This is a genomic window from Halobellus sp., assembly GCF_042218505.1.
Taxonomy (GTDB): Archaea; Halobacteriota; Halobacteria; order Halobacteriales; family Haloferacaceae; genus Haloquadratum.
Genome location: NZ_JBDGQZ010000016.1, coordinates 17,662 through 33,605, shown reverse-complemented (window position 1 = coordinate 33,605; position 15,944 = coordinate 17,662). Strand labels below are relative to the sequence as shown.

Sequence of the window (15,944 nt, the reverse complement as noted above, 5' to 3'; positions counted from 1 at the left end):
AGATCACAGTATGGGCGGGGAGAACGAGGCGATGTCCGGACGGAGGGCCGAGCGCGGAGGAGCCGGGTCAGCAGAGGGTATCGGTCAGGAGTACGTGGCGGCGGCGTCGATGTACTCGTCGTTGACGACCCACTCGCCGTCCTCTTTGATCATATACTCCCCGTAGTAGGGGACGCGGTTTGCGACGGTTTCGCGGTACGTCTCTCTGATCTCGGCTTTGCTCATCTCGCCCATCGAGCGCAGGTCGTCGTTGCGGTTGAGACATCCTTTGAGGTAGCCCTCGTGGGTGACGCGCACGCGGTGGCAGTTCGCACAGAAGTGAGGGTTCTCCACGGGGTCGACGATTTCGACCATTCCCCCCTCGCCGTTGCTGTCCTCGCCGACGAAGTACCGCCGGCGATTGTGCATCTCGCGGGTCTCGATGCGGTCGGCTTTCTCCGCGAGCCAGTCGTGGACGCGCCCGATGTCGATGTTCCACTCGGGGTGCCCGGTCAGTTCGGGCATATACTCGATGAGTTGGAGTTGGAGTCCCGAGTTCTCGGCGACGTGGTCCACCATCCCCTCGACGTAGCCCGCCGTGTGTTCGAAGACCACCATATTCAGTTTCACCGGGTCGAGCCCGGCGTCGAGAGCGGCCTCGACCCCCTCGATGACCTTCTCGTAGGCCCCCGACTTCGTGATTTCCGCGAAGGCATCGGGATCGATCGCGTCCTGTGAGACGTTGACCCGTTCGAGCCCCGCATCACGCAGTGATTCGGCGCGACCGGGGAGGAACGAGCCGTTTGTCGTCATCGAAACTTCCATCGAGTCCGGCGTGCGCGAGATGATCTCCTCGAGGTCACCACGGAGCATCGGCTCCCCGCCGGTGAATTTCACCTTCTCGACACCGAACTCCGAGACGACTTCGAGGAACCGAACAACCTCGTCGGCGCTCATCTCGTCGTCCTGGGGGTCCATCGGGCCACGGGTGTCGCCGAGCCCCTCGTTGTGACAGTAGACGCAGTCGAAGTTGCATCGATCTGTCAGGGAGACGCGGACGCCCGACACCTCGCGCCCGAAGTCGTCTTCGAGCATCGTCGGATTCTTCGTGAGGAGGTAGTTAAATTCGCCGTCGTTTCGGCGTGTTATGTAACCTAATATGGTTTCGTATTCCCAGTTGGTAACCGGTTCTCGGGGGAGTATCGGTCACAACCCTTATCGGCTACTCCGACCCACCACCGGTATGAACGTCGAAACCGTCCGGGAGCGCCTCAGCGCGGTCTCGGACCCGGATCTCGGTGACGACATCGTCTCGCTGGGCCTCGTCAACGCGATCGACGTCGATGACGACGCCGGCGTCGTACGGATCTCGCTCGCGCTCGGTGCGCCGTTCTCTCCGGTCGAATCGGCCATCGCCGACGACGTCCGCGGCGCTCTCTCAGATACCGGCTACGACGTCGACCTCTCGGCGCGGATCGCCTCGCCCGTCGACTCCGACGAGGACGTCCTCCCCGGCGTCGAGAACGTCATCGCGGTCGCCTCCGGAAAGGGCGGGGTCGGCAAATCGACGGTGGCGGTCAACCTCGCGGCCGGACTCTCGAAACTCGGCGCCCGCGTCGGCCTCTTCGACGCCGACGTCTACGGCCCGAACGTTCCGCGAATGGTCGATGCCGAGGAGGCCCCACAGGCGAAGGGCGACGACACCATCGTCCCGCCCGAGCAGTACGGAATGAAATTGATGTCGATGGCGTTTCTGGTCGGTGAAGACGACCCGGTGATCTGGCGCGGACCGATGGTTCACAAGTTACTCACCCAACTCGTCGAGGACGTCGAGTGGGGCGAACTGGACTACCTCGTCCTCGACCTCCCGCCCGGCACCGGCGACACGCAATTAACCGTACTCCAGACGCTGCCGCTCACGGGCGCGGTGATCGTCACGACGCCACAGGAGGTTGCGGTCGACGACGCCCGGAAGGGGCTGGAGATGTTCGGCAAGCACGACACCAACGTCCTCGGCATCGTCGAGAATATGTCCACGTTCCGCTGTCCCGACTGCGGATCGACCCACGACATCTTCGGCGCGGGTGGCGGAGCGGCGTTCGCATCCGAGAACGACCTCCCGTTTCTGGGTGCCCTCCCGCTCGATCCCGACGTACGGACTGGCGGCGACGGCGGTGAGCCGGTGGTCTTAGACGAGGGTGAGACCGCAGACGCGTTCCGAGTGATGACCGAGAGCGTGGCGAATATGGCCGGCGTGGTCCGCCGGCGCGACGCGTCCCGGCGATCTTAGTAGTCGCGGTCGGCGCCGGTCGGCCGAGTGGGGTCTTGCCCCGTACCCGACGGTTTTTGAGCGATCGGATCGATACACTACTGTGGACGCCGAACAGGACACTCTCGATAATCCGTTCAATATGGACGAGGACTGCCGGAACTGCGATGGGCTCTGTGACGCCCGCACGAACGTCGTCCACGGGTACGGCGACGCGGGCGCGGAGTTTCTCTTTGTCGCCGAGCGACCGCACACCGGTGCGGATCAGACCGGCGTCCCGTTCACCGGCGACGACGCCGGGCGGCGACTCCAGTCGATCCTCGCCGACCTCGGGTTCGCTCGTTCCGAGCCCGAGAGCGAAGCGCCCGACCTCCAGAACGTCTATCTCACGTACCTCACGCGATGTCGGCACCCCGAACGCGAGCCGAGCGAGACCGAGATTCGCACGTGCGAACCGTACCTCAACGCCGAGATCAGGATGATCAACCCCGAGATCATCGTCCCGATCGGACAGCGGACACTGGATGCCCTGGCCACGGACTACACGACCAACCGTCCGGGCGACGTCGAGGTCACAGAGGCCCACGCCACGACGATTCGCGGCCGTGGCTTCGAGCTCGTACCGATGCTCGAACTGACCGACCAAACTGACGCCGACAGCGAGGCGTTCGTCGAGCACCTGGTCGAGAACGTCTTCTCACGCGACTACCGCCAGACGAAGGGGCGTCGCGGGCGCTGAAGCGCTCCAGGCGACGGGACTGTGGAACGTCGGGTTGAAGAGCGCCGCCCGTCGAGAACGTGGTATGACCGTCGTCGCCGTCTTGGCCGACCCCCCGCGCCCGGGACTCGCACTGCCGCAACTCGCGGAGACCAGCCCGCTCTCGGAAGCCGAGGCCGCAACCCTCGCCGAGGCGATGCTTCGGGACACGCTTCGCGCCGTCGAGCGCTCCGGCGGCGATTTACTCGTGAACTACCGACCGGACGAGGCGTTGCCCGACGCGCACGTCGATCCCGACCAATCGGCTGAGGAGGCGATCCGCGGCCTCGCAGACGAGGCGCTCGACGCGCCCGACGCCGCCCGCTTCGAGGTCCAGGTCGGGTCGACGTTCGACGCCCGCGCCGGCAACACCCTTACGCACTTGCTCCGCGAGGAGGGCGTCCAGTCTGCGGCAGTCGTCCGCGGCGACGCGCCCTTCCTCCTCCGCTCGACGGTCGACTCGGCGGCGATGAAACTCCGGACTAACGGGGTCGTCCTCGGACCCTCGACGGACGGGCGGGTCTACTTCGCCGGCTTCCGGGAGCCAGTCGATTACGACGGCGCGTTCGCGCTCCCCGAGATGGAGACGCTCGTCGACCGCGCGAACGACGCCGGCCGCGACGTCGGCTTCATAGGGATGCAACCCACGGTCAGGACGGGCGAGGACCTCACGACGCTGGTGTCGTCGATCCGTGCGCGGTGGCAGGCCGATCGCGTCGTCCCGGCGCACACCGCGGAGTTCGTCGTCGAGACGGGACTGGCGGTCGTCGCGGACGACGACGGCGAACCCACGCTCGTCCGGGAGTGAGCGGCCGTCCATCTCGTCCGTGACCGACAAGTCTTAGACCCGGCATCGAAAACGACCACGTGCGGTGGGATGGCAGAGCGGCCTATTGCGCCTGCCTTGAAAGCAGGTGGCGTTATGCCTCCTGGGTTCGAATCCCAGTCCCACCGCGTAGTGTGCGGGCGACAGCGAGCACGATTACGGGCTCGTCTGAGAGTCGAATCGGGGAGCGGTGCGAACGCCATCGGTCGAGCGATGCGTAACGGCTTTGCCGCGGCCACCCGACTCCCGGGTATGGACTGGCCACACGACCCCGACGGCGAAGACGGATCTGAGGGACGGCGCAAGTACGGCCACGCCGTGATCGCCAAAAAGGTGAACGAAGAAACGGATTTCCCGCTCGACCGTGACGAGTTCGTCGCAGAGTACGGCGACGACCCGGTCCGCCTCGACGACGAGCGGATCGTCTCGCTGGGAGAGATCTTCGAGGGCGTCGACCAGTCTGAGTTCGAGGACTTCGTCGACTTCCACACGGCCGTCGGCGAAGCGATGCGCGAGAACGGCTACTGGTCCTACGAGGGCGCGGATCAGTTCGTCGACGGGCCGGCCTGACCGGCACCCGCTCGAGGGCAGTAATGCGCTCACGTCGAGAACTGTAGTCACATCCGCGACAGGGGCATTTGTGTGCACCGGTGCCGACCGCTTCTCTCACTCAGAGTCGCCGAACTCTCGGATCGCGCGTCTGAACAGCTCCCGGTACCCGGGCTCGATAGCGTCACACTCTACCAGTTGCTCGTCGGTGAAGAAGTCGGTGGCGTCGGCGTCGGAACCCGCAGCGGGGTCACCGCTGGTCTCGGCCCGATCGACGGCGTAGACCACGATGAGCACCGACGAGGCCTCTTCGGAGGTCACGAACGACGTGTCGAACAGCGTCGGTGCCGTAGATGGGACCGAAAGGCCGGCTTCTTCGGCCGGTTCGCGGACGGCCGCGTCTCGCGGCGGTTCGTCTACGTCGAGGAACCCGGCCGGGAGACTCCACATCCCGACGGGTGGGTTCGTCCGGCGAATCAGGAGCACCGAGTCTCCATCGACGACAACGATGCCAGCAGCGGGTTTGGGGTTCCAGTAGACTGGCTCCTCACACGCGTCGCAGTAGTCGCGGTCGCGCCCTTCGAGCCTGACGGTCCTGAGTGGAGCCCCGCACGACCGACAGTGCTTCGGATCCACGGTGACCATCTGGTAGTGCCCGGGCGCGACGGCGTAAAAAGGCTAATAGTCGGTGGGACAGCGAGTGTGCGAGGCGGGGTCCAACTCCTGGCTACCGACCGAAGAGCCGCGTCCACAGTGAACGATCGCCGCCGCGTTCAGCCAGGAGGACAGTGCAGTCGACCTCCTCCAGGACGTCCAGCACCAGCGTCCCGCGGACGAGTCGAGAGAGGAGGCCGCGCTCGGTCGCGCCCACGACGAGCATCGTCGCGTCGGCGGCGTGGCGTTCGATCGCCGTCTCGACGTCGCCCGTTTCGAGGAGCAACTCCGCCTCGGCGAGACCGTTGTCGTCGGCCCACGGTTCGAGGAACTCCCGCCCGGTGGCCTCGTTGTCGGCGACGTGGAGCACCGACACCTCGGCGTCGTACTCGCGGCCGAGCGCTAAGGCGATCTGCGCGGAGAGTTCGGAATCGGGGCCGCCGGCCGTCGGCAGCAGGATCCGCGACGGATCGAAGCCGCGGTCTCGCATCACGAGGAAGTCCGAGGGCAGCGACGACGCGATTTCGTCGATCGCGCTCTCGGCGCGTCCCGGAGCACCGTGGGAGTTGGGGCCCCAGCCCATCACCGTCAGGTCGGCGTCGTACGTCGTCGCCGCGTCAAAGATCTCCTCGAAGCCTCGGTGTGAGAGCACCGTGTGCGTCTCGATCGGCACCTGGAACGTCTCGGCGTCTTCACGGGCGCGCTGGAGGAGTTCGTGTGAGTCCGAATGATCGAGATTCTCCCGAGCGGATTCGAGCGCCGTCTGGTCCGGCACTTGCTCGATGTGGACCGCGACCAGCGTCCCACTGCGCTGTTTCGCGACGGCACTGGCGAGCGTGATGAGATCCGTCTCGTGGGCGGGATTCGCCAGCGGCACCATCACCCGGTAGTCGCCGCCGTCGGGTTGGACCGAAGTCGCCGCGGAGACGGCCGCCTCAGGCATCTCGTCGGGGCGGTTCAGAACGTGCTGTCCGAGGATCCCCTGTTTGGTCGCCCGTGAGCGGGCATACAGGAAGTACCAGGCGATCGCTGCTGCAGTAATTGCGAACGAAAGGAGTCGGGCGTTCGCCTCGACGTAGATCAGGAGCGCGAACGAGAGGATCGTCCCCAGAATCGGCAACAGGGGGTACAGCGGCACCGTGAACTCCGGCTGATACTCCTCGGGATTCACGTACCGCATCGCGACGAGTGCAATGTTCAACAGGCCGTAAATGATGAGATGGAGCCCCGACGCCGCGCCAGACAGGAGGTTGATGTCGCCGACGACGATGAACAGGAGGATGAGACCGCCGGTGATACCGATCGAGCGGTACGGCGTCCCGAAGCGTGGATGAATCTCGTTCAGTGACGGCGTAACAATGCGGTCGCGGCCCATCGCGAAATTAATTCGGGACGACGCGAGAATGGACGCGTTCGCGCTCGAAGCGGTCGCGAGGAGGCCGCCGAACAGGAGTGCACCGCCCATCAGCGCCCCCTGTATCTGGCGACCGACTTCGACGACGGCGATCGGTTGTGTCTCGCCCGGCGCGACATCGGTGACTAAATCGGCGATGAACCCTTGCGGGACGGCGGCGCTCATCACGACGAGCACCAGTGCGTAGATCACCGTGACGAGCACGACGCTGCCGATGACGGCCCGCGGGAGGTTCTTTCCGGGATCTTTGATCTCCTCGGCCACGCTCGTGATCTGCACGAAGCCCAGGTACGAGACGAAGATGAAGCCGGTCGTTCCGAGCGTCTCACCCACTGTGCTTGGCGCGGGGAGGTTCGCGGGATCGGCCTGCAGCGTTCCCAGAAGCGTGAACACCGCGAGGATCCCGACGAGGAGCGTGACGATGACGTTCTGGAGTCGGCCGGTCTCCTTCGCGCCGACGTAGTTGACGAACACGAAGAACGCGCCTCCAAGGAGCGCCGCGAGCGTCACCGCATCGATGCCGACGGGACCGATGCCGATCCGACCGCTGATGCCGAAGATCCGCGAGATGTAGCGTCCGAACCCGACCATATAGAACGCGCTGGCGAACGCGAGTCCGAGCCAGTTCGCCCATCCGGCGACCGATCCGAACAGCGGGCCCAGCGCGTGGTTGACGTAGTAGTATGCGCCTCCGGAGCGCGGCATTGCTGTGCCGAGTTCGCTGGCCGAGAGGGCAGTGAACATCGCGATGACGCCGCCGAGGATGAACGCGAGGGAGGCGAACGAGCCGGCGCGGAGGATGGCGTCGCCCGGGAGCACGAAAATCCCCGCACCGATCATCGTCCCGACGCCGATGGTGAGTGCCGCGAGCGGACCGAGATCTTTCGCGAGGTCCTCTTCTTGTCCGCCGCTCACGCGCCCTCACCCCGCGAGTCATCGCCGTCGCCCGCTTGATCGGACGTGTCGGCGTCCTCGCTCTCGAGATTCGGGAACACCACCACTGGGAGGTCGCTCTCGGTGGTGAGCGTCTTGCGCACGCTGTCCGAGAAAATGGCCCACCACGCCCGCCCACCGCGGGGTGTAAACGCAATTGCCGTCGCATCGGCGTCGTGCGCAGCGTCGAGGATGCTTGCCCCGACGTCGGTGCCGTAGTGGAGTTCGGTCTCGATATCCACGCCGACGTCTTCGGCCGCCGCGCGGATCCGGTCGAACGCCGCTTCGGCCAGTTCCTCGCGCTGTTCGACCGAGGCCTTGTCGGGTACCCCACCACCCTTCTCGATCACGTGGACCACAGTCGCCCGACCGCCAGCGGCCGCGATGTGCGGAAGCGCGGTCTCGGCAGTTGTGATCGCGTCTTCGACGTTCGCGATGGGGACCAGCGGACGACGCAGTAGCGGGTCGACGTCGCTCATCGGGCAGTCAAGAGCATCGACGTCCGGTTGCGCGCCGTCACACCGTGAGGCCACCATCCCACTGCGGGCCGTAAGTCGATCGAAGGCCGACGTCCGAATCGGACAATCGATCGGGAAGCACCGGCAGCGGGACCAATCGACCGAACGACAGCGCCGAGCATTCTGGATTCGGGACGCTGGTCAATCATACGTCACCCCAATGAAATCCTTCCGTATAGTGGTTCCCACTGCGTTCCAGCGAAACCGTCGCTACGTGTTTCCGTGGGTACGAGCCGTCGAGGGACAGTTCAGATCTCGGTCACCCACGCGCGGTAGTCGGCCTCGTGGTCGTAGACGTCGAGAAAGACGCGGTCGGCGAAGGTCGCGAGGCGGTTGGCGTCCGAGCGGGCGGTGATTCGGACGTTCGTTCCCTCGGCCTCCTCAGGGGATTCGAGTTGGTCGACCCGGAACGTCGGGAAGTCGTCCACGAGGTCGTTCAGCCGGTCGAGTTCGCCGTCGTCGACGTCGAGGTTGAACGTACTCTCGGCGAACTGCAGCCAGGGGGCAGGCGAGTCCTCGTTGTCGGCGTCGGCCTCGTGATCGGCCTCGATTGTCAGGAACGCGCTCGCTCGGTTCCGGTGAGCAGCGATGGCGTCAGCGAACAACTTCCGCCGATCCTGTGGATCGTCGGCGTCGAAGCGGGTCATATACAGATCCACACGGGGCGGCCTCAAAAGGCTGCTCGGTGTCAGCTACCCACCCCTAAAGGGGTGGGCTTCCGCCTTGCTCCGCTGTGAGCCAATCCTCGCGCCGGGAGCCAGAGGCCAGCCAGCTTCGGACGCATTTCTTCAACGTTATACGGGCGGGCCCTATCTGGCAAGGTATGGGCACACACATTCTGCTACTTGGTCCGCCGGGGGCCGGGAAGGGCACGCAATCGAAACGTTTGGCCGCCGAGTTCGACCTCGAACACGTGACGACTGGCGACGCGCTCCGCTCTAACAAGGGGATGGACATCAGCGAGATGGACACCGAGTACGACACTCCCGGGGAGTATATGGACGCCGGCGAACTCGTCCCCGACGAGGTCGTCAACGCCATTGTCGAGGAGGCGCTCTCGAGCGCCGACGGGTACGTTCTCGACGGCTACCCGCGGAACCTCGAGCAGGCAGAGGAGCTCTCGGGAATGACGGACCTCGATTCCGTCATCTACCTCGCAGTCGACACCGAAGAGCTTGTAGATCGGTTGACCGGTCGTCGGGTCTGTCCGGCCTGCGGCGCGAACTACCACGTCGAGTTCGAGCCGCCCGAAGAAGCGGGCGTCTGCGACGAGTGCGGTGCCGAACTCCAGCAGCGGGAGGACGACACCGAAGAGACCGTCCGCGAGCGACTCCGGGTCTACGAAGAGAACACCGCCCCGGTCGTCGAGCACTACCGCGATGAGGGCGTTCTCGTCGAAGTCGACGGCGAGGGGACGCCCGACGAGGTCTTCGAATCCCTCGTCGACGTCGTCGAGGGGTAAAATCGACACGACCGGGCCACCATCGTCGAGTGCGACACCCGGTCGGAGGTAGGCGGACTCTGGGAGTGCCGTGGAGCCGCGACGCGGGCCCAGAGCGCCAGTGCGACGTTCCGAGACGGCCTCCACGCCCAGTCGCAGACCCGCGGAGAGAGTAAAAGGTTCATAACTGATGGGGAGTTACTCACGGATAGATGGCACGAATTGAATCGAAGGTTCGCACCCTCGTCTCGAAGAACGATGGGATGCGAGAGGCCGTCGAAACGGTCCTCGAGGCGGCCGACGACGGCGAGGTCAAGTGGCTCGACGTGAAGGGAGACCTCACGTCCGGCCAGTGGGGCCGACTCATCGAGAAAGAGATTCTCGTCGAGGGCGAGGAAGGGTTCCAGTTGGCCGACGCAGAAGCGACGCAAGAGGGTCTCGAGCCCGCGTCTGCCACGGCGTCGTCCGGCGGAAGCGACAGTTCCGACGACGAATCGTCGTGGTCGACGTACGACAAGAGCGCTGCAGTCGTCACGCTCGGCCTCTTCGTCGGCTACTCCTGGAAGCCGCTTCGTGACGTCATCGGCACCGTGATGGACATCCCCCTGGGTCCGTTGGAGGAGATGCTCCCGTTCTACGCCGTCGTGATGGTGCTGGCGCTGGCGACGGGCCTGTACTCGACGCTGCTGCAAGCGAACCTGATGGATATGAGCAAGATGTCGGAATATCAAGAACGGATGCAAGAGATCCAGGATCGCCGCAAGGAGGCCAAGGAATCCGGCGACGACGAGGCGCTCGACGAGATCCAAGAGGAGCAGATGGACGCGATGGGCGACCAACTCGGAATGTTCAAAGAGCAGTTCCGGCCGATGGTCTGGATTATGTTCCTCACCATCCCGGTGTTCCTCTGGATGTACTGGACGATCGGCGTCGGCGGAAACGCGACGGCCCAACACACGCTGGAGCCGCTGGTGCTCCCGCTCCGCGGTGAGGTCCAGTGGACCGAGTCGGTGATCGGACCGATTCAGGCGTGGATTGTCTGGTACTTCCTCTGCTCTATGGGCTTCACCCAGATCATCCGCAAAAGCCTGAACATCGACATCTCGCCGTCGACGACATAGCCTGGACTATCCCTCCCCGTTCTCGGCACCCGGACGCAAAGACAACCTCTTTTAATCGCCTGTTCCCAGATGGAGTATGTTGTTGACCGTCTCTGGCCCGCCTGGGGCCGGTAAGAGTACTACCGTCGCGGCGCTCGCGGAGGCCTTCGATCTCGAACACGTGAGCGGCGGCGACATCTTCCGGGAACTCGCCGACGATCGCGGAATGACGGCCGTCGAGTTCAATCGACTCGCCGAGGAGGACGACCAGATCGACCGCGATCTGGACCGCCGCCTGCGCGAGATCGCACTCGAACGCGACGACGTGCTCTTGGAATCCAGGCTCGCAGGATGGCTGGCCGGTAACGCGGCCGACCTCCGCCTGTGGCTCGATGCGCCGATCGAGGTCCGCGCCGCGCGGATCGCCACGCGCGAGGAGAAGTCCGCCGAGCAGGCCCTCGACGAGACCAGAGAGCGCGAACGGAGCGAGGCACTGCGGTACCACGACTACTACAACATCGACATCACGGACCTCTCGATCTACGACGTGGCGCTGAACACCGCCCGCTGGAGCGAAGACGACGTCCCCGAGATTCTGACTGCGGCGGTGCGGGCGTACGACCCCGGTGACGACGAGGGGAAGTACGCCGTTGAGGGCGTCAAGTACGACTTCTGATCCGGGACGATGACTGTACTCCGTGCCCCACCGGCGGATCGGACGATCGAAGAACTGCTCTCGTTCGGCGTCGTGAACCTCGACAAACCACCAGGACCCTCAGCACATCAGGTCTCCGCGTGGGTCAGAGACGCCGCGGGTGTCGAGCGCGCCGCGCACGCCGGAACGCTGGACCCCAAGGTGACGGGTTGTCTGCCCGTTCTGCTCGGCGACGCGACCCGTCTCGCGCAGGTTTTCCTCGAGGGCACGAAAGCGTACGTGGCTGTCTTAGAACTCCACGGGCCCGCACCGACCGACCTCGAGGCCGTCCTCGACGAGTTCGAGGACGAAATCTATCAGAAGCCGCCGCGCAAGAGCGCCGTCGCGCGTCGGCTCCGGACGCGCGAAATCTACGGTCTCGAACTGCTGGAGACCAGCGACCGACAGGCGCTCGTCCGGATCCGATGTGAGAGCGGCACGTACGTCCGGAAACTCTGTCACGACATCGGCCTGGCCGCCGGGACCGGAGCGCATATGGGCGATCTGCGGCGGACCGGAACTGATCCGTTCGACGACCGTACACTGGTCTCGACAGCCGATCTGACGGACGCGCTCGCGTTTGCAGCGGAGGGCGACGAGACACCGCTCCGTGACGTTGTCTCGCCCGCGGAGCGTTCGCTGGCGCACCTGCCCCGACTCACCGTCGCGTTCTCGGCCGCCGAGCAGATCGCCAACGGCGCGCCGGTGTACGCGCCCGGGATCATCGACGTCGGTCCCGACGTCTCGGATCACCGCGAGGACGCCCTCGTGGCCTGTTTCACGCCTGACGACTCCGCGGTGTGTTTAGGCCATCTCGTCGGCGACCCGCAGGCCGAAACGGGCGAGGTCGTCTCGCTCGAGCGTGTGTTGGTCTGAGCGGAAGACCGTGCGACTGCTTGGCTCCCCCGTCGATGAAACGAAGGACTTAACGGTTGCAGTTGCTTCTCTCCGAGTAGATGTCGGGACCGTGGGGTAGTGGTATCCTCTGCCGATGGGGTCGGTAGGACCTGAGTTCGACTCTCAGCGGTCCCATAGCAGTTCTACCGTACGCATTCGAAAGCAGTGTGTATTTGTCAGTTCAAGAAGAGTGCGATAACGGCTCCGAGTAGGAGGATTACCCACAGCAACAGCGATGCGTAGAGCATAAATCGATCGCTCCCTTCCATTGTGTTCGTCTATCAGAGCAAGAAAGTTATATTCCCTCCTCACAGGCGTTTGTGCGTAGCGGCGACTCGTACCCAATCAGGAGGGACAGCCGTCGTATCACGTGAGCACGTCTATGTGGGAGCTCTCAGGAACAGTCGGCCGAGCGGCTGGTCCGGGGGAGCAACTATGGCTTATCATTCATCACGTTTCTTTTCTATAGTGGCGTTTGCGAGTGATTGTATAGCCGATCGCACACAGTCGTGCGATCGAGTGAGCGAAGACTTGCAAACGCCAGTATAAGTGGTATAGTAGCAATATCGCGTCCGAGCCGCCGCTGTCGTGTGATTCTTCAGCGCCACAGTGCCGCGGGGTATTCACCCGCTCTGTCCGGCGTGACATCCGAATTCTATCATAAAGCGGTATGCATTCCAGCGTCGCATAATCTCGTACGCGGAGCGCCACCGACGCCCGCGCTCGTGCCTATAACCGAGGACGACGGCGTCGGACCGCGAATCAGCCGTGAAGCGGCCGAACGAATAGCCCACCTCGCGGACGACGAAGTTGACGGTGTGATTGCCGCTGGTATGCCGTTTGCGTAGCGGTTCGAGACCCTCCTGAGGAAGTGTGAATGACGAACGCACTCCGGTGGTCGCGGTGCCGTTCTCCAGTCTCTCGCCCGCCGAGGAGTCTGTGGAGGTAGATTACGTCACCGTCTTCACCCGGCGTACGCGCCGGCCGGCCCACCGAGCACGGAGCCGACGAGCACCGACGCCCCGAGAGCCGCGCCGATGAAGAACGCCCCGAGGCCGGGGAAAAGTCCGGCACTGAGGGCGACGATCACGCCGGCGACGAACCCCCCCGAGCAGGCCGCCGGCGACGACACAGTCTGGGTCACTGAAGCAGCGATTTCAGCTATCTCCGGGTATAAGCCCCTACAGCCACCAGGAGCGGATATGGTCCTCGCATCCTCCCTCAGCGGTTGTGAGGTGATGACGACCGAGGGGAAAGAACTCGGAACAGTAGAGAGTATGACGATGGATCCGCGGACTGGAGCCCTCCAGTTCCTGCGCTTGGGACCACATAACGGCGGAGGCAGCGGCTTCCACCGGATCGAAAACGGGCAACTCCTGATCCCAGCCGATCACATCGAAGCGAAACAGGACTACCTGCTCGTCCGGCCACCACGGTAGCGAGTCGGTGGGAGTCGTCCATTCGGTAGTCGGGCTGGTGAACCGGCGGGGCAGGGTTCCGCGCTCCCGAATGCCGCGTCTCGATGGCCCGTGACGACGACACGCCCGTCCACGGAGGCGTTGCACCAAACTCATTAGTATCACTGCACTTCACCGAAGCAGCGTGACCTCTCCGTCCTCTCGCGCGGTCTCGTCGACGATAGCAACGGTGCTGTTAGTCGCGATAGTGGTTACACTCGCAGCGACGATTTCGGTGTTTGGCTTCGGTAACGTGGAGGACCTGCGATCGCCGGCACCCGTCGTCGGTGAATCGAGCGGCGAACTCGTGCCACAGGATGGGAACAGTGGCGGTATCGTTCGGATCACGCACCTCGGAGGCGATACGCTACAGGCGTCAAATCTCGAAATTGTCGTCGACGCAGAGGAGGCCTGTGGGAAGACCGGTCGGTTAGTGAATCTGCCGGCGAGCGGCGGTGATCCACGACCCGAAGACGAGTACGAAGGCGGTGACTATGTCTTCGACAACAGTTACAATTCGGTGAGCGGACCGATCGGTGAGACGGGCGGACGGTGGGACGCCGGCGAAACCAGTTCGTTCCGCATCGCCGTGTCCGAATGCGGACTCGATCAGGGCGAAACTATCGTCGTCCGCGTCGTTCACACTCCGTCGAACTCGGTCGTGATCGACGAGACGCTGACCGTCGAGTAGATTCGAGACGTAGTGCGATCGAGCGACCACCCGACGGAGACGGACCACGCTGATTTACTAACGTCCACGGCGTGGTCCCTTGTGACGACAATTCTCGCTCGGCGAGTGACGATCCCCCCGCAGGGAGACGCCGTAGATCCGCGGTGCAAGAGCGAACTTCTCGCGCGCGGGTGATCTCTCACACTGACAGTCTCGGCGGTGGGACGGTCAGGGAATCCGCCGCCAGTTCGGTCCGGTCAGCCGGGACCGGAGACTCACTGTCTGCGGTGTCGTCGTGACGGCTGCACGAGAACCGCCAGTCGACGGTTCCTTATGCCTCGGAATCCGATTCAGACGGAGACGCAGTTTCCCGCTCGTCTTCGTCGCCGTTGTCGTCCGTCGTGGCGTCATCGAATTCGAATTCGAGTTCGTCCGAAGCGTCGTCGGTCTGGGCGGTGAGTTCGACGTCGTCGGTCGAAGGGAGCGTTACCGCAATTCGGCCGTCGGTGTCGGTCGTGCCCACTGCCCGGTCGTTCATCAAGAGGGTCACGTTCTCGGCTGGATCACCGTCCGCGAGAACTTGAACCGTGATTCGCTCGTTGGGGGCCGGTGTGCCCTCGGTGATGGTCATCGTCAACTCGCGGTCGCTGTCGTCCGCGCTGTCACCCTCGGGAGTTTCGGTTTCCTCGGGGGCTTCGATTTCCTCGGCCTCCTCGAGAGTCTCAGCTTCGTCGGCGTCCTCGGATTCGTCGTCGTCTCGCGGTTCGATCGACTCTTCGAGTGCAAAGATATCACCCGAGGATCCGTCGACGGAGACTTCCGCTTCCCCGGTCAAGTTGGCGGCATCCCGAAGTGCGAACGTGTACTCGTAGGCCCCGTCGTCCTCGGCGGTCTCTGAGTCGGTGAGGACCCAGTTCCCATCTGTGGCAGAGAGTGCGCCCCGAGCCGTTTCGAGGGCAGTGGCCCGACTCACGGTGAGAGCGCTGTTGTCGTCGCGGGGCCGCTCGAACTCTCTGGATCGCTCACCGTCCTCGCTCTCGACTTCGATTGAAAGCCCCCCTGCCGTTTCGAGTTCGATTTCTCCCTCGGATTCGCCGGTGAACTGCTTAAAGAGCGCCCTGGCACCGGTACCAGTGACGCTACTCAGGTTCTCGATGGATCTATTGAGCGCCGACTCAGTCACGCCAGCGTCTCTGAGTTCGGATGCGGGGACGGCTTCAGTTCGCTTGCGGAGTTGCTCGTAACTGTTGTGCAGGTTGGTTGCGCGGGCGTTCAGAACTGCGAGACGTCGAGCGTACGCGGATTTGGTGATCTCGCTTTCCTCGTACGCCTCCGTAGCCGCCTCGTAGTCCTCGCGGATGGATTCGGCGCGGTCGCGAAGGTCCTCTGCCCGCTCTGCGATCACTTCCGCACGGTCCTCGTCGCTTGCGCTCTCGATGGAGAACTCGAAGGCGGCGTTCTCGAAGTCGGTCTGCACCTCGTCGCTCGAGACGTCGATGACCGTCGAAAGCTGCGGCCCGACCGTGGCATTCACCTTTGAGTTATTCTGGGCCATCCGGTTGGTAGTTGCATTCTGCGTCGTCTGGTTCGTCGCCGGGGTCTGGGCTACCTGATCCGTCAGCGTAGTCTGTGCCACCCGGCCTGCGCCCGCTGTCGACGTCCCCGTGAGGTCGCCGGCGGATGACTCGCCAGTGCTCGACGAGAGCGCCATCGCTGGGACAGCCATTCCGACGACGACGAGAATCGCGAACAGAACGGAGGCGAGTGCTGTCCGATCAATCATTGG

17 protein-coding genes and 2 tRNA genes are annotated in these 15,944 nt (G+C 64.2%); 12 read left to right on the top strand and 7 right to left on the bottom strand.

The window, feature by feature from the left end; genetic code table 11:
* Positions 1-84: 84 nt before the first annotated feature.
* Positions 85-1,074 carry a GTP 3',8-cyclase MoaA gene (moaA, locus tag ABEI27_RS04565; RefSeq protein ID WP_375798228.1) on the bottom strand — a complete coding sequence of 330 codons (990 nt, stop codon included), beginning with the start codon at positions 1,072-1,074 and terminating at the stop codon, positions 85-87.
* Positions 1,075-1,222: 148 nt separating this feature from the next.
* Between moaA and ABEI27_RS04560 the strand changes: the two genes are divergently transcribed.
* From ABEI27_RS04560 to ABEI27_RS04540, 5 genes are all read left to right on the top strand, one after another.
* Positions 1,223-2,269 (top strand): Mrp/NBP35 family ATP-binding protein, encoded by a 1,047-nt coding sequence (locus tag ABEI27_RS04560; RefSeq protein ID WP_375798227.1) that lies wholly within the window; start codon positions 1,223-1,225, stop codon positions 2,267-2,269.
* Positions 2,270-2,351: 82 nt separating this feature from the next.
* Positions 2,352-2,987 carry a uracil-DNA glycosylase family protein gene (locus ABEI27_RS04555; RefSeq protein WP_375798226.1) on the top strand — a complete coding sequence of 212 codons (636 nt, stop codon included), beginning with the start codon at positions 2,352-2,354 and terminating at the stop codon, positions 2,985-2,987.
* A 64-nt stretch (positions 2,988-3,051) separates the two neighbouring features.
* Entirely contained in the window at positions 3,052-3,813 is a 762-nt protein-coding gene (locus ABEI27_RS04550; RefSeq protein ID WP_375798225.1) for a DUF2064 domain-containing protein, read from the top strand.
* A 63-nt stretch (positions 3,814-3,876) separates the two neighbouring features.
* Positions 3,877-3,959, top strand: a tRNA-Ser gene (locus ABEI27_RS04545).
* 124 nt (positions 3,960-4,083) lie between these two features.
* A complete protein-coding gene (locus tag ABEI27_RS04540; protein WP_375798224.1) occupies positions 4,084-4,401 on the top strand; it encodes a DUF5785 family protein in 318 nt (105 codons plus the stop codon).
* Between the two features lie 96 nt (positions 4,402-4,497).
* Here the strand turns inward: ABEI27_RS04540 and ABEI27_RS04535 are convergent, their stop codons facing one another.
* From ABEI27_RS04535 to ABEI27_RS04520, 4 genes are all read right to left on the bottom strand, one after another.
* Positions 4,498-5,025 (bottom strand): NUDIX domain-containing protein, encoded by a 528-nt coding sequence (locus ABEI27_RS04535; RefSeq protein WP_375798223.1) that lies wholly within the window; start codon positions 5,023-5,025, stop codon positions 4,498-4,500.
* Positions 5,026-5,107: 82 nt separating this feature from the next.
* Entirely contained in the window at positions 5,108-7,363 is a 2,256-nt protein-coding gene (locus ABEI27_RS04530; protein ID WP_375798222.1) for an amino acid permease, read from the bottom strand.
* Positions 7,360-7,860: a universal stress protein gene (locus ABEI27_RS04525; RefSeq protein WP_375798221.1), complete on the bottom strand. Its 501-nt coding sequence runs from the start codon at positions 7,858-7,860 to the stop codon at positions 7,360-7,362. The genes ABEI27_RS04530 and ABEI27_RS04525 overlap by 4 nt, the downstream gene beginning before the upstream one ends.
* Positions 7,861-8,147: 287 nt before the next feature.
* Positions 8,148-8,546 (bottom strand): hypothetical protein, encoded by a 399-nt coding sequence (locus ABEI27_RS04520; RefSeq protein WP_375798220.1) that lies wholly within the window; start codon positions 8,544-8,546, stop codon positions 8,148-8,150.
* A 176-nt stretch (positions 8,547-8,722) separates the two neighbouring features.
* Between ABEI27_RS04520 and ABEI27_RS04515 the strand changes: the two genes are divergently transcribed.
* The 5 genes from ABEI27_RS04515 (at position 8,723) to ABEI27_RS04495 (ending at position 12,166) form a co-directional block, all read left to right on the top strand.
* Positions 8,723-9,361: an adenylate kinase gene (locus ABEI27_RS04515; RefSeq protein ID WP_375798219.1), complete on the top strand. Its 639-nt coding sequence runs from the start codon at positions 8,723-8,725 to the stop codon at positions 9,359-9,361.
* A gap of 191 nt (positions 9,362-9,552) precedes the next feature.
* Positions 9,553-10,461 carry a DUF106 domain-containing protein gene (locus tag ABEI27_RS04510; RefSeq protein WP_375798218.1) on the top strand — a complete coding sequence of 303 codons (909 nt, stop codon included), beginning with the start codon at positions 9,553-9,555 and terminating at the stop codon, positions 10,459-10,461.
* Positions 10,462-10,537: 76 nt separating this feature from the next.
* Positions 10,538-11,116, top strand: a complete 579-nt coding sequence (cmk, locus tag ABEI27_RS04505; protein WP_375798217.1) for a (d)CMP kinase — start codon at positions 10,538-10,540, stop codon at positions 11,114-11,116.
* 9 nt (positions 11,117-11,125) lie between these two features.
* Entirely contained in the window at positions 11,126-12,010 is an 885-nt protein-coding gene (locus tag ABEI27_RS04500; protein ID WP_375798216.1) for an RNA-guided pseudouridylation complex pseudouridine synthase subunit Cbf5, read from the top strand.
* Between the two features lie 85 nt (positions 12,011-12,095).
* Positions 12,096-12,166: transfer RNA gene (locus ABEI27_RS04495), tRNA-Pro, on the top strand.
* An 829-nt stretch (positions 12,167-12,995) separates the two neighbouring features.
* Here ABEI27_RS04495 and ABEI27_RS04490 read toward each other — a convergent pair.
* Positions 12,996-13,175 (bottom strand): hypothetical protein, encoded by a 180-nt coding sequence (locus ABEI27_RS04490; RefSeq protein WP_375798215.1) that lies wholly within the window; start codon positions 13,173-13,175, stop codon positions 12,996-12,998.
* A gap of 58 nt (positions 13,176-13,233) precedes the next feature.
* On the opposite strand from ABEI27_RS04490, the gene ABEI27_RS04485 reads away from it, so the two are divergent.
* Together ABEI27_RS04485 and ABEI27_RS04480 are read left to right on the top strand one after the other, a co-directional pair.
* The gene (locus ABEI27_RS04485) at positions 13,234-13,470 is read left to right on the top strand and encodes a PRC-barrel domain-containing protein (protein ID WP_375798214.1); all 237 of its coding nucleotides are present in this window, start codon (positions 13,234-13,236) and stop codon (positions 13,468-13,470) included.
* A gap of 163 nt (positions 13,471-13,633) precedes the next feature.
* Positions 13,634-14,179 carry a type IV pilin gene (locus ABEI27_RS04480; RefSeq protein ID WP_375798213.1) on the top strand — a complete coding sequence of 182 codons (546 nt, stop codon included), beginning with the start codon at positions 13,634-13,636 and terminating at the stop codon, positions 14,177-14,179.
* 310 nt (positions 14,180-14,489) lie between these two features.
* Here ABEI27_RS04480 and ABEI27_RS04475 read toward each other — a convergent pair whose 3' ends face one another.
* A complete protein-coding gene (locus ABEI27_RS04475) occupies positions 14,490-15,941 on the bottom strand; it encodes a hypothetical protein (RefSeq protein ID WP_375798212.1) in 1,452 nt (483 codons plus the stop codon).
* Between the last annotated feature and the right edge of the window lie 3 nt (positions 15,942-15,944).